Origin of the sequence: Mycobacterium sp. ENV421 (assembly GCF_002887815.1) — a bacterium.
Classification (GTDB): domain Bacteria; phylum Actinomycetota; class Actinomycetes; order Mycobacteriales; family Mycobacteriaceae; genus Mycobacterium.
Window position 1 is genome coordinate 192803 of sequence record NZ_PDHO01000001.1, and the last position, 13734, is coordinate 206536.

Below are 13734 nucleotides of genomic sequence, written 5' to 3' on the forward strand. Positions count from 1 at the left end.
CCAAAGCCTCTTTCAGCCTGCCCGGAAAATTCGCTAAACTTGAGCGGAACAGACTCAACCTTGACGGCGTTGTAAACCTCGACAAGCTTTTCTAGACGAAACGGAGGTGTCGTGGATTCTTTCAACCCGACAACCAAGACTCAGGCGGCGCTGACCGCCGCGTTGCAGGCTGCCTCGGCCGCCGGCAACCCGGAGATCAGGCCCGCTCATCTGCTGTTGGCACTGCTCACGCAGGCCGACGGCATCGCTTCGCCGTTGCTCGAGGCTGTCGGTGTCGATCCAGCCACGATCCGCGCCGAAGCACAGCGACTCGTCGACCGGCTGCCGTCGAGCAGCGGTGCGACCTCGCAACCCCAGCTCTCGCGTGAGTCACTGGCGGCGATCACCACCGCCCAGCAGCTCGCAACGGAGATGGACGACGAATACGTCTCGACCGAGCACCTGATGGTCGGGCTCGCCACCGGCGACTCCGACACAGCCAAGCTGCTCACCGGTCACGGCGCCTCTCCCGAGGCGCTGCGCGACGCGTTCGTGAAGGTCCGTGGCAGCGCGCGCGTCACCAGCGCCGACCCCGAGGCGAGCTATCAGGCGCTGGAGAAGTACTCCACCGACCTGACCGCACGCGCCCGGGAAGGCAAGCTCGACCCGGTCATCGGCCGGGACACCGAGATTCGCCGCGTCATCCAGGTGCTGAGCCGGCGTACCAAGAACAACCCGGTGCTGATCGGTGAGCCGGGCGTCGGTAAGACCGCGATCGTCGAGGGCCTGGCCCAGCGGGTCGTGGCCGGCGATGTCCCGGAAAGCCTGCGCGACAAGACCGTCATCTCCCTGGATCTGGGGTCGATGGTGGCCGGCGCCAAGTACCGCGGTGAATTCGAGGAGCGGCTCAAGGCCGTGCTCGACGACATCAAGAACTCGGCCGGGCAGATCATCACGTTCATCGACGAGCTGCACACCATCGTCGGCGCCGGTGCCACCGGCGAAGGCGCGATGGACGCCGGCAACATGATCAAGCCGATGCTGGCCCGTGGCGAGCTGCGGTTGGTCGGTGCGACGACCCTCGACGAGTACCGCAAGTACATCGAGAAGGACGCCGCCCTGGAGCGCCGCTTCCAGCAGGTGCTGGTCGGCGAACCGTCGGTCGACGACACCGTCGGCATCCTGCGCGGGCTCAAGGACCGCTACGAGGTCCACCACGGTGTGCGTATCACCGACTCGGCGCTGGTGGCCGCGGCCACGCTGTCCGACCGCTACATCACCTCGCGGTTCCTGCCGGACAAGGCCATCGACCTGGTCGACGAGGCCGCGTCACGGTTGCGAATGGAGATCGACTCGCGACCCGTGGAGATCGACGAGGTCGAGCGGATCGTCCGGCGCCTCGAGATCGAGGAGATGGCGCTGGCCAAAGAAACAGACGCGGCGTCCGTCGATCGCCTGGACAAGCTGCGCGCCGAATTGGCCGACAAGAAGGAGCAATTGGCCGAGCTGACCACCCGGTGGCAGAACGAGAAGAACGCGATCGACGTCGTGCGCGACTACACCGAGCAGCTCGACAAGCTGCGTGGTGAGGCCGACCGGGCCGAGCGTGACGGCGATCTGGCCAAGGCCGCCGAGCTGCGCTACGGGCGCATTCCCGAGGTCGAGAAGAAGCTCGACGCGGCGTTGCCCGTGGCCGAAGCACGCGAGAACGTGATGCTCAAGGAGGAAGTCGGACCCGACGACATCGCCGACGTGGTGTCGGCGTGGACCGGTATCCCGGCAGGCCGGATGCTCGAGGGCGAGACCGCCAAGCTGCTGCGGATGGAGTCCGAGCTGGGCAAGCGTGTCGTCGGACAGGTCAAGGCCGTACAGGCCGTTTCGGATGCGGTGCGCCGCACCCGAGCCGGAGTGGCCGACCCGAACCGCCCGACGGGCTCGTTCATGTTCCTCGGGCCGACCGGTGTCGGTAAGACCGAACTCGCAAAAGCGTTGGCGGAGTTCCTCTTCGACGATGAGCGGGCCATGATCCGCATAGACATGAGCGAGTACGGCGAGAAGCACTCCGTCGCGCGACTCGTCGGTGCGCCTCCCGGGTACATCGGCTACGACCAGGGCGGTCAGCTGACCGAAGCGGTGCGCAGGCGGCCGTACTCGGTGGTGCTGTTCGACGAGGTCGAGAAGGCGCATCCGGATGTGTTCGACGTCCTGCTCGCCGTGCTCGACGAGGGCCGGCTGACCGATGGTCAGGGCCGCACGGTCGATTTCCGCAACACCATCCTGGTGCTCACCAGCAACCTCGGCGCCGGCGGCACCGAGGAGCAGGTGATGGCGGCGGTGCGCTCGGCGTTCAAGCCCGAGTTCATCAACCGGCTCGACGACGTGATCGTCTTCGACGCACTGCAGCCCGACGAGTTGGTGTCGATCGTCGACATCCAACTGGCTCAGCTGCAGAAGCGCCTTGGCCAGCGGCGCCTCACCCTCGAGGTGTCGTTGCCCGCCAAGCAGTGGCTAGCCGAGCGCGGATTCGACCCGCTCTACGGCGCCCGGCCGCTGCGCCGGCTGATCCAGCAGGCGATCGGTGACCAACTCGCCAAGCTGCTGCTGGCCGGTGAGGTGCATGACGGCGACGTCGTGCCGGTCAACGTCAGCCCGGATGGCGAATCGCTGATCCTCGGCTGAAAGTGACGTGACGGGCCCCCGCACTTCGGTGTGGGGGCCCGTTGCGTCAGTCGTCGGGCATACCCAGCGCGGCGAGGGCGCCGGTGACCGTCGCATCCCGGAGCCGCCGCGGTGAGCTGTCCGGAAATTGAAGGCAGCAGTCCTGCAGACCGCCGAAGGCAATGACGCCGCGGGCCGACTGTTCCAGTGTGGGCCGAGAACCGAACACCAACCGGCACAGGCGCTCTCGCCATGCCAGGAGCGTGTCGATCAATCCGAGATCGGCCAGCGTGGTCAGCTCGGTCACCACCAGCATCAGGTCGGCCCGGTGGCGGTAGTGGAAGTCGAAGTAACCCTCGAGCAGTTCGCGAGGCGTGGCCCGGGCGGCCGGTGGGCGACTCTCCTGCTCGGTGACGAAGCGTTCGCCCTCGTCGATCAGCGGCTGCAGGATGCTGCGGACCAAGTCTTCGCGGGACTTGAAGTGGTAGTACAGCGCGGGTTTGGTGATGCCGAGCCGGTCGGCGATGTCTTGCAGGCTGGTGCGTTGCACACCCTTCTGGCCGAACAACTCACGGGCGACATCCTGGATCCGCTCACGGGTTCCTGACGCGGGCCTGCTCACGTGACCACCCTAACTGACCGATTGTTAAGTAAGCTCGTGGCCGATATGCTTACCGACCGTTAAGTAAGTGAAGTGGAGGCAACCATGCGCGTGCTCATCTCAGGTGCCAGCATCGCCGGACCCGTCCTGGCCTATTGGCTCACTCGTCGCGGCTTCGACGTCACCGTCGTCGAACGCGCTGCGGCACTGCGTAAGACCGGCGGTCACGCGGTCGACCTGTTCCGGCCCGCGATGGAGATCTCCGAGCGGATGGGGGTGATCGACCAGGTCCGGGCGCGTGCGACCGGCACCACCCGGATGATCCTGCAACGCACCAACGGGCGTCCGCCGGTCGAAGTCGACTACCTGAAACTGGTCGGCGTCATCTCGGACCAGCACGTCGAGATCATGCGCGACGACCTGAGCCAGATCTACTACGACGCCGGTCGCGACGATGCCGAATATCTGTTCGGCGACCAGATCACCGCGATCGCCGACGACGGCACCGTCGACTTCGCCCACGCCGGGCCGCGTCGCTACGACATCGTCGTCGGTGCGGACGGATTGCATTCCGGTGTGCGGCAACTCGTCTTCGGTGCCGACGCCGGGCACAGCCGGTTCCTCGGCGGCTATCTTGCTGTGCTGTCGGTGCCGAAAAGCTTTGCGCGCGACGGTGAAATGACGAACTTCGTTGATACCAGGCGATGGGCGATGATCTACACCGCCGACCACCTCGACGATGCCCGCGCGGTGTTCCTGTTCCGGCCCGAACAACCGCTGGACTATCACCACCGGGACGAGGCACGGCAGCGAGTGCTGCTGCGCGCCGCGTTCGCCGGGCTCAATCTGACCGTCGATCGCTGGCTCGCCGAACTCGACGGCGCTGGCTCGTTCTACTTCGACTCGATCACCCAACTGGAGCTGACCAGCTGGTCGCGGGGCCGGGTCACCCTGGTCGGCGACGCGGGGTACTGCCCGGGACCCGCAGTCGGCGGCAGCACCAGCCTGGCGGTGCTCGGTGCCTATGTGCTCGCCGGTGAACTCGAGCGGGCCGGGGGTGATCACGCCGCCGCGTTCGCCGCGTACGAGGCGGTGATGGCCGACCCGGTGCGGCACAGCCGCGCGTTCGCCCGCACGGTGGCCAAGAGCCTGGTGCCGCGTACGGAATTCGGGGTGTGGGCGCTGGTCGCCGCAGGCCGCACCCTCGACGCGCTGCCGGCGGGTCTGACCAGGGCCGTCGCCAAGCTCAACACCACCGGCGTCCGGCTCTACGACGCCATGGGCTACCCCGACTACCCGGTGCCCGCCTCTGCTATTGATTGATGGTGCCGACCACTGATCCCGTCATCACCGCGGTTCCCGGGCAGCCGAATCTGCTGCTCGGCGCCTACGACCTGGCGACGCTGGGATACCGCGCCGACGAGTTCTTCGTCTCGGGCACCGCGGCCTCCTACGCGCTCGACCAATCAGCGGACTACGTCACCCGCATCGTCGTGCTTCGGCCGGTGGACGACGCCGCCTGGAACGGGACCGCCATCGTCGAATGGCTCAATGTCAGCGGCGGAATCGATGCCCCCGCCGTCTGGTTCATGGCGCACCGGGAGATCGCCCGCAGCGGATACGCCTACGTCGTCGTCTCCGCCCAACGAGTCGGCATCGAGGGCGGCCTCAGCCTGGTCGGCGATGCGTCCCTGAAAACACTGGATCCGCAACGCTATTCAGACCTCTGCCACCCGGGCGACGCGTATGCCTACGACATCTTCACCCAGGTGGGCCGGGCGGTGCGTGCCGGCAGGGTCGGCGGTTTGGCCCCGGACGTCGTGCTGGCGGCCGGGGAATCGCAGTCGGCCACCTTCCTGACCACCTACGTCAACGAGGTCGATCCGAACGTGGCGGTGTTCGACGGCTTCCTGATCCACTCCCGGTTCGGCTCGGCGGCACCGCTGGACGGGACCTCCCTGCTCGACGAATCCGGGTCGTTCCACTCCGTACCGGTGCCGTTTCGCGCCGACCTGCGCGTGCCGGTGCTCGCCGTGATCACCGAGACCGATCTGCTCGGCGCGCGGCTGCTGGGCTACTGCCACGCCCGCGTACCGGACGCCGAGCATCTGCGGGTCTGGGAGATCCCCGGCTCGGCGCACGCCGACAACTACACGATCCGGGTCGGCTTCATCGACAGCGGCGCCGTCCCGCTCGATCAGATCGTGGCGGCCTACGCGCCCACCAATGACCTGATGGGCCAGCAGCTGCCGCACTTCATCAACTTCGCCCCGCAACACCACTACGTGCTGCAGGCCGCGGTCGCGCAGTTGCACGACTGGGTGCGCACCGGAAGGCCGGCGCCGAGCGCGCCGCGGATCGACCTGATCGACACTGATCCCGCCGAAATAGTCCTCGATACGCACGGGGTGGCCACCGGCGGCGTGCGAACGCCCTGGGTCGACGTGCCCACGGCTCGGACATCGGGGGCCAGCGGCGACGACAACGTGCTGCTCGCCATCTTCGGCTCGGGACAGCCGTTCGACGCCGCGACGCTGGCCGAGTTGTATCCGGGCGGCGGCGCCGAATACCTGGAGCGGTTCACCGCTGCGCTGGACACGGCCATCGCGGCCGGTGTCCTGCTGGCGGCCGACCGCACGGAAATCCTCGAACTCGCCGAGGCGACCGGGCCGTAATAGGTCTGTGACCTGCTGGAGTTCTCGCTTCCGGGCAGTGAGCAGATACGCTAGGGCTAATGGTTCCGTTCTGGTTCACGCTGTCCGCGCTCTGCTTCGTGGGTGCGGCGGTGCTGTTGTACGTCGACATCGGTCGTCGACGTGGTCTGGGCCGCCGCCGTAAGTCCTGGGCGCGGTCGCACGGGTTCGACTTCGAACCCGAGTCCGCCGAGATCATCGACCGCTGGAAGCGCGGGGTGATGTCCACCGTCGGCGATGTCACCGCCCGCAACGTGGTGCTCGGGCAGATCCGCGGTGAAGCGGTCTACATCTTCGACCTCGAAGACGTCGCCACCGTGATCGCGCTGCACCGCAAGGTCGGCACCAACGTGGTGATGGACCTGCGCCTCAAGGGCATCGCCGAGCCGCGGGAGAGCGACGTCTGGCTGCTGGGCGCCATCGGCCCGCGGATGGTCTACTCGACCAACCTCGACGCCGCCCGCCGGGCGTGTGACCGCCGGATGGTGACGTTCGCCCACACCGCGCCGGACTGCGCCGAGATCATGTGGAACGAGCAGAACTGGACGCTGGTCTCCATGCCGATCACGTCCACCCGGGCCCAGTGGGATGAAGGCCTGCGCACCGTGCGGCAGTTCAACGACCTGCTGCGGGTGCTGCCGCCGACCGTGCAGCCGGCGCTGACTCAATCGGCCGGGCGGCGCAACGCCTCCCCGGGCCGCCCGCTGGCCCCTGCCGGCCGCCGGGAACTGCCGCCTGGACACGTCGACGCTCCGCCGCCGCTGCGCCCGCAGCAGCCGCGCAGTGTCGGCCAGACTGGCACTCAGGCTCCCAACTACCAGCGCTGACCCGGTAGGGTCGCCGCGTGCCCCGTCCTGTCGCCCTGATCACCGGTCCCACCGCGGGCCTTGGTGCGGGCTACGCCCGCCGTTACGCGCGCGACGGCTACAACCTCGTACTGGTCGCCCGCTCCGTGGATCGACTCGAGGACCTCGCCGCCGAGCTGAGGGCCGCCCACGGTGTCGACGTCGAGGTGCTGCCCGCCGACCTCACTGAGGCTGCCGACCGCGCCCGAGTCGCCGACCGGCTGGCCGCCGGGGTGCAGGTGCTGGTGAACAACGCCGGGTTCGGCACCTCCGGCGAGTTCTGGACCGCCGACCCCGCCCAGCTGCAGGCCCAGCTCGACGTCAACGTCACCGCCGTCATGCACTTCACCCGCGCGGCCCTGCCGTCGATGATCGAGGCCGGCTCGGGCACCGTGATCAACATCGCCAGTGTGGCCGGGCTGTTGTCGGGTCGCGGATCGACTTATTCGGCATCGAAAGCCTGGGTGGTGTCGTTCACCGAAGGGCTCGCCAACGGTATCGCCGGCACCGGCGTCAGCATTCACGCCGTCTGCCCGGGATTCGTGCACACCGAGTTTCATGAGCGGGCCGGCATCGACATGAAGTCGATCCCGAACATCTTGTGGCTCAATGTCGATGACGTTGTCGCCGAAAGCCTGGCCGATGTGGCCAAGGGCAAGGTCATCAGCATTCCCGGCCTGCAGTACAAGGTACTGACCTCGGTGGGCCGACTCGTTCCGCGTGGGCTGGTCCGCGCGGTCAACAACGGAATAGGAAGAGGCCGTGGGCGCACCTGAACTCAACGCCACCGAACGCGCCGAACTCGCCGAGCTGGTCCGCCAGCTGTCTGTGGTGTTCGGCCGGGTGACCCTGTCGTCGGGCAAGGAGGCCGACTACTACGTCGACTTGCGCCGCGCCACCCTGCATCATCGGGCCGCTCCGCTGATTGGTCGGCTGATGCGCGAGCTGACCGCGGACTGGGACTACGCCGCCGTCGGCGGACTGACCATGGGTGCCGACCCGGTGGCCGGCGCGGTCATGCACGCGCCGGGCCGTCCGATCGACGCCTTCGTGGTGCGCAAAGCGGTGAAAAGCCATGGGATGCAACGTCTGATCGAAGGCGCGGAAGTATCCGGCAAGCGGGTCCTGGTGGTCGAGGACACCAGCACCACCGGCGGCTCCGCACTGACCGCCGTGCAGAGTGTGCGCGAGGCGGGTGGGACCGTCGTGGGGGTCGCGACGGTGGTGGACCGGGCAACCGGGGCGGCCGAGGCGATCGAGGCCGAAGGGGTGCCCTACCGGAGCCTGCTGGGTCTGGCCGACCTGGGCCTGCCGACCACCTGATACCTCCGGTGAAAAACGACGAGGAGCTCATCGAGGCTTCGGAATGGCCGTGGGACGACGTCGTCGACGTGATCTGCGCCGGCGCCGGTCCCGGCGCGCTCGCCCACGCGATCTGCTGCGACGACCACGATCTGGACGTGGAGATCGCGGACGCCGAGATCTCCTGGCAGGCATTGGATCCCGATACCGCTGCCTACCTGGCTTCGATGACCGAAGACCTCGGGCTCGACGGTACGCCGGACCGGGATCTCGAGCTGACAGCCGTTCGGGCCGAACCGGTGCCGGTCAGGACCGACCGCCGCGCCACGATTGAGCCGTTCTTCGGCTCCCGGTTGCGTGACTGGTCGGTGCGCTGCCTCGCCTCGCCGTTCGGCGTGATCTACAGCCAGGTGCCCGACATCATGACGCCGATGCGCGCCGAATCCGCCGAGACCGTCCGGGTTGCGGTGCTGGGCGACTACCGGCCCGATTCGGACCGCCCCGGCTGGGCGCTGGCTCAGTGGCTGCGCCAGCAGGCCGACGCGCGAGACATCTACGGTGCGCGCGGTATGGCGTTGCAGCGGTTGATTTTTGAGCACGGGCGCATCGCCGGCGCGGAGTTGTCCACGCCGGAACAGACGCGACTGGTGCGTGCGACCGCAGGTGTGGCGCTGTCGATCGGACCGGCGCCCGCCGAGGCCGACTGGCCTGTCCAAACCGGGCTCCCCGAGGGTGCTCAGGTCGCGCTGGTGAGTCGGACAGCCAGCAGATTCGGCCGCGTGGAACTGCTGGACAGCCTCTGAGTCAGTTCCGGCTCGGCACGGAAAAGTCCACTGGGATAACCCGTTTGGCGAACAACTCAGCCATGGCATCGCTGGGGATGGGCCGCGACAGCAGGAAGCCCTGAGCGCGGTGGCAGCCGTGCTGGAGAAGGGTCATCGCCGCGGTCGGCGACTCCACACCCTCGGCGACCAGTTCGAGGTTGAACGCTTCGGCCAGCGCGATGATCGCCCGGACGATCGCCAGATCTTCCGGGTTGGTGCCCAGCTCGAGGACGAAGCCCTTGTCGATCTTGAGGGTGTCCACCGGCAGCGATTTCAGATGGGTGAGCACGCTGTAGCCGGTGCCGAAGTCATCGATGGCGATACGCACACCGACATCTTTGAGCCCGGCAAGTGTGATGCGGGTGGTCTCGATGTCCTGCACCACAACACTTTCGGTGATCTCCAGACACACAGACTTGCCGTCGAGGCCGAACTCGGCGATCGTGTCGGCGACCGATTGGACGAACCCGTCCGCGACCAGCTGCACGGGGGAGACGTTGATCCGGATGACCGCATCCTTGGCGATGCCGCTGGCCTGCCAGCGACTGAACTCCTCGCATGCGGTGCGCATCACCCAGCGGCCCAATTCGCCTGCCAGATTGATGGATTCGGCGACGTGGATGAACGAGTCCGGCAGCAGCAGACCGCGGGTCGGGTGTTGCCAGCGCACCAGCGCCTCGGTCGCCAGGATCTCCCCGGTGCGCATGTCGACCTCGGGCAGGTAGTGCAGGATCAGCGACCCGGTGTCGATCACGTTCTGTAGATGCAACTCGATGTCGTTGCGGAATTCGCTTCTCAGCGACATTTCGTCGGTGAACACCGCGATCTTGTTGCCGCCGGCGTTCTTGGCGTTGAGCACTGCCTGGTCGGCGCGGCGCAGCAGGTCCGATGTGGTATCCCGCCCCGGAACACCAACTGCGACACCAGCACTGACCGTGCGGGTGAGAGTCTCACCGCCGATCGTCACCCGGTCGCGCAACGCATCCTGTAGTCGGTGGGCCAGTGCCTCGGCGGCGCCGGCGTCCACAGAACCGGCCGGCACGATCACGAACTCGTCGCCACCGAGGCGTGCGATCACGTCTCCGTCGCCGGTCTCCTCGCGCAACCGTTCGGCGAACGCCTGGATGAACCAGTCGCCGGCATGATGCCCCAGATAATCGTTGATCGCCTTGAGTCGGTCGAGGTCGAGGAACAGCACCGAGACGGGCCCCTCCTGACCGACCCGCAACCGATCATCGATGTGGGCCAGCAATGCCCGCCGGTTGTAGAGCCCGGTCAGATCGTCATGCTCGGCGAGGTAACGCAGCTGGTCTTCGGCGACCACCCGCGCCTGCACCTGGGCGAACAGCGAGGCGATCGCCTTGAGCGCGTTGGTTTCCTCGGGTGTCCAATCCTTGATCCCGATCTTGATGAATCCCAGGCACCCGGTGGTGATTTCACCCGACAGCAACGGCACTGACGCCAGCGAGGGCAGGGTCACACCGCTGGCCTCCTGGACCCGGCGCTGGTAGTCGTCGGCGTCATCGGGGGCCGGCTCGGGAGAGAAGAAAACGGGCTCCTTGGCGTTCTCCGCGGCCGCGAAAATCGGGTCGGCGCCGTCGAAGTACACCACTCCGAGAGGATCGGGATCCGGTACGTCCGGCCGCGGCGGCCACTCAGCGATGAGCACGGTGGCCCGGATCGCGTGGTCGTTGTACCGCAGGAAGCTGAAATCGACACCGAACGACGCCACCAGGTCCGCGAGTACGTCCTGGCTGACTTGAGCCGAGGTCGCGGATGTGGCCGCCATGAGCTTGGCGGCCACATTCGTGACGAGGTTGTCGAGGCTCATTCCCCGAGTGTCCCCCTATCGGCTGCGCGACGGCTACTGCGCAGCGACGGTCGTGGCGCGTGGCTGAACCGCAGCACCAGAGCCTGGGCCTCGTTCGACGCGGTCCCTGTCAATGAACGGAACCGGTGTTGGAGGTCTCGCAGTTGCGCGACGTATTCGGCGGCCAGCTCTTCCAGGTCCCGGTCATCATGGGCGTATAGGAATACCGGCGAGACCGGCTGGACGCCCAAGCCGAGCCGCTGGGCGGCCACCCACACCGCCTCAACTGCGGCGCCGCCGCGGGCATAGTCGGTCAGCGCGCTTCCGGCGAACGTCACGACCCCGAGCGCCGAGCTGGACAGCACGCGGTCGGTCACGTCTTGGCCGAGGGCTGCACCGGCATCCCATTGCGCCAAGCGGGCCATCACGTCGCCACGGCGCAGGACATCCAGTGTGGCGAGGTCGGAGGGGGCCAGCTCGAGGGTGCGGATGTCGAGTCCGTCAGAGGTGTCGTCGCCGGGCCAGCGAACTTCGGAGATCATCTCGGCGTGCAGACGTGGCTGCAGGTAGCGGATCCGGTCGGTGGCCGCCAAGATGGCGGCCGCCTGTTCGATGTCCGGACGTTCGGTCAGCAGCCGAAGCGTGCCGCCCTCGGACTCTGCGGCCGCCTGGAGATCGGCGACGATCGCCGGCGTGAGCTTTGTGGGTGCGCCGCGGTGGCGGTTCGTTTCCCGCTCCAGCATCGGTTCGTAGAGCGCGGCCAGGGTGTCGTCGCTGCCCGCCGCCAGTCGAACGACCGCACGCAGCGGTGTGGTCTGGTCGTTGTCCTCGGAGATGTCGACCGGCCCGAGCATGCCGAGCGCCGCGGCGGCGACCCGGGCGTTGAATGTGGCCGCCCCGACCGCGACGGCGCTGCCCCGGTACGCGACGTCCATCGTCGAGGTGTACTTCGGGTCCAGCTCGACGGTCACCGAGTCATTGTGCGACATGACGTTCCACGGCTGCATGTTTCCCCCGGACGGGGCGCAGCGTGCCGCAGCCGCGACAGTGTCCGCGGGTGTGGTGTCGGCTCGTCCTACCGGGTGGGCAGGGACGGCGGAGGCCGGCTCGGGCCGGCGCACGGGCTCTTCCAAGTTGTCCAGTGAGTGGGACACGTCGATGCGCACCCGGCCCGACTGCAGTCGTTCGCCAAGGCCGATCCGGCGGACAGCCTCGGCTACCGTGGCCGCGCCGACGGCGATGTCACCGGCGACCTGAGGCCACGTGGACAGAGTGCGGCCGACTTCGACCAGTGAGGCCGCACCACGCGCGGAGAGCCGGCCTGCGTCGATGATGCTCAAAACGTGCGGCACTTTGTCGGTACTGCTCAGACCGGCGAGCTCGGCAACACCGATGTCGCCAAGCAGGCCGTGCAGGATCGGCCGGTCAGGTTCGAGGTCGTAGCGTTCGACGTCGATCAGGCCGCGGTCGCTGCTGGCCATGAGTACCGGAACGCGGCGGGCACGAGCCGCCTCTCGTATCGCAGCCTTGATGTCCAGGGAATCGCATTCCTCGACGGCGATGTCCAGCCCGTCGAGGAAAACGCCCATCGTGTCCATGGTCAGGCCGTCGGTCAGCACGTGCACACGGAGGTACGGGTCGAGTTCGGCGATCCGTCGCGCCGCCACGATCGCTTTGTTCACGCCGATGTCGAACACGGTTGCGGGGACCCGGTTGAGGTTGGAGAGTTCCAACGTGTCGAAGTCGGCCAGCCGCAGCTCACCGCACAACCCTTGGGCGGCAAGGGTATGGGCGATCGCGTGGCCGACCGACAAACCCACCACGCCGATGGTCACGGCGGCCAGTCGCTGTTGTTCGGCGAGCGTGATCATGTTGCGGTTGCGGTCGAGCCGCAGCCGGCGAAACGCTTGGGGGCCCGGCACAGCCACCACGGAGTGTCGCCAGGGGTAGTGCGCCCAGCGCATCGGTTCGGCGAGGAGTTCAGGTTCCACCGCAGGGCGAAGCGAGCGGAGTGCATCCGTGAATTCCGAAGAGCCATCGATGAATTCGGTACTCGCATCGGCGCGCAACCGAGCCAATATGGTTTCGTCGTGGGGATCGTCGTCGAGCAGAATCCGCGCGTTGTACGCGTCTGCGCCGGTGCCGGCGGAGACGTCGAAACTCACATGCCGCTCCCGTACTGCATGCCGAAGCCGCTGAACTCGTCCGAAATCGTGGCCAGCATGCGCATCTCCTTGACGATCTTGGCCAACTGCCCCGGCTCGGCGTGGTTGGCGAACGTGCGCCTATCCCACCACATCATCTTGGTACGGTAGCGATCGCTGGGGTAAGCCGCCGCGGGGATCTTGGTAGCCACGACGCCGCCCGAGGTGCTCCACCGGTCCAAGACGTGCGCGGCCGCGGTCGCCAGGATGAACTGGGCCCCCAGCAGGGTCATCGTGGGGAAGGCGGTGCGCGCGAACGCGCGGGTGAGCTCACCGCTGCGGGCCGGGTCGTCACTGACCCACGCCGACTTCATCTCCACCACACCGAACGGCAGGCGGTCGGTGATCATTTTGCGGACGGCGTCCTGGCCGGGCTGGCCGTCCCATTCGACGATCGCGTGCGATTCGTCGGCAAGGAGGTACGGGCCTTTTGCCCGCAGCCCGCCGAGCATTTTTCCGTTGTCGTCGAGGGCGGTATAGAAAAGCGTCGTGTCCCGGCCGTCTCGGAACGAGTCGATGTCCAGCGCCGCCTCAACGCCGTGCTTCGCATAACTATTCAGCGCTCCCTGCAGGTAGTCCTCCCATAGCCCAGGTTCGCTGTCCGGTTGGGCCAGCACGATCGTGCACCCGGTATCGGCGTCGCGCCAGCTAATGGTTTCGGGCAGTGTGTAGAGCTTTTGTTCCGGAAAGGCCAGCACGGAGGCGTTCATCATTTCCCATCTTTGGAGGGGCCTGCGGAAGGGGGTCCCGCAGCGGGTACCGGGGTGGAACATGGGTTATTTATTCGAACTTGCAAATATCAGTATCTCGCCGAAACG

11 protein-coding genes are annotated in these 13734 nt (G+C 67.2%); 7 read left to right on the forward strand and 4 right to left on the reverse strand.

Going from position 1 to position 13734, the window contains the following annotated elements; translation table 11 throughout:
* Positions 1 to 111 precede the first annotated feature (111 nt).
* Entirely contained in the window at positions 112 to 2658 is a 2547-nt protein-coding gene (clpB, locus tag CRM90_RS00840; protein ID WP_102805122.1) for an ATP-dependent chaperone ClpB, read from the forward strand.
* Between the two features lie 46 nt (positions 2659 to 2704).
* Here clpB and CRM90_RS00845 read toward each other — a convergent pair whose 3' ends face one another.
* Entirely contained in the window at positions 2705 to 3259 is a 555-nt protein-coding gene (locus CRM90_RS00845; RefSeq protein ID WP_102805123.1) for a TetR/AcrR family transcriptional regulator, read from the reverse strand.
* An 84-nt stretch (positions 3260 to 3343) separates the two neighbouring features.
* Between CRM90_RS00845 and CRM90_RS00850 the strand changes: the two genes are divergently transcribed.
* Genes CRM90_RS00850 through CRM90_RS00875 form a run of 6 tightly spaced genes read left to right on the forward strand, consistent with a single transcriptional unit; the run spans position 3344 to position 8881 of the window.
* Positions 3344 to 4561: an FAD-dependent monooxygenase gene (locus CRM90_RS00850; protein ID WP_102805367.1), complete on the forward strand. Its 1218-nt coding sequence runs from the start codon at positions 3344 to 3346 to the stop codon at positions 4559 to 4561.
* A gap of 2 nt (positions 4562 to 4563) precedes the next feature.
* Positions 4564 to 5913, forward strand: coding sequence for an alpha/beta hydrolase domain-containing protein (locus CRM90_RS00855; protein ID WP_502693215.1), 1350 nt, complete (start codon positions 4564 to 4566; stop codon positions 5911 to 5913).
* 59 nt (positions 5914 to 5972) lie between these two features.
* The gene (ttfA, locus tag CRM90_RS00860) at positions 5973 to 6758 is read left to right on the forward strand and encodes a trehalose monomycolate transport factor TtfA (protein WP_102805125.1); all 786 of its coding nucleotides are present in this window, start codon (positions 5973 to 5975) and stop codon (positions 6756 to 6758) included.
* Between the two features lie 17 nt (positions 6759 to 6775).
* Positions 6776 to 7552 (forward strand): SDR family NAD(P)-dependent oxidoreductase, encoded by a 777-nt coding sequence (locus tag CRM90_RS00865; RefSeq protein ID WP_102805126.1) that lies wholly within the window; start codon positions 6776 to 6778, stop codon positions 7550 to 7552.
* Positions 7539 to 8099: an orotate phosphoribosyltransferase gene (gene pyrE / locus CRM90_RS00870; RefSeq protein WP_102805127.1), complete on the forward strand. Its 561-nt coding sequence runs from the start codon at positions 7539 to 7541 to the stop codon at positions 8097 to 8099. Before CRM90_RS00865 ends, pyrE begins: the two co-directional genes overlap by 14 nt.
* 8 nt (positions 8100 to 8107) lie before the next feature.
* Positions 8108 to 8881 carry an FAD-dependent oxidoreductase gene (locus CRM90_RS00875; RefSeq protein WP_102805128.1) on the forward strand — a complete coding sequence of 258 codons (774 nt, stop codon included), beginning with the start codon at positions 8108 to 8110 and terminating at the stop codon, positions 8879 to 8881.
* A gap of 1 nt (position 8882) precedes the next feature.
* On the opposite strand, the gene CRM90_RS00880 is transcribed toward CRM90_RS00875, so the two are convergent.
* Genes CRM90_RS00880 through CRM90_RS00890 form a run of 3 tightly spaced genes read right to left on the reverse strand, consistent with a single transcriptional unit; the run spans position 8883 to position 13629 of the window.
* On the reverse strand, positions 8883 to 10733 hold the full coding sequence (locus CRM90_RS00880; RefSeq protein ID WP_102805129.1) for a putative bifunctional diguanylate cyclase/phosphodiesterase: 1851 nt from the start codon (positions 10731 to 10733) through the stop codon (positions 8883 to 8885).
* The gene (locus tag CRM90_RS00885) at positions 10730 to 12877 is read right to left on the reverse strand and encodes an Rv1355c family protein (RefSeq protein WP_102805130.1); all 2148 of its coding nucleotides are present in this window, start codon (positions 12875 to 12877) and stop codon (positions 10730 to 10732) included. The genes CRM90_RS00880 and CRM90_RS00885 overlap by 4 nt, the downstream gene beginning before the upstream one ends.
* The gene (locus tag CRM90_RS00890) at positions 12874 to 13629 is read right to left on the reverse strand and encodes a hypothetical protein (RefSeq protein ID WP_102805368.1); all 756 of its coding nucleotides are present in this window, start codon (positions 13627 to 13629) and stop codon (positions 12874 to 12876) included. Before CRM90_RS00890 ends, CRM90_RS00885 begins: the two co-directional genes overlap by 4 nt.
* Positions 13630 to 13734 lie beyond the last annotated feature (105 nt).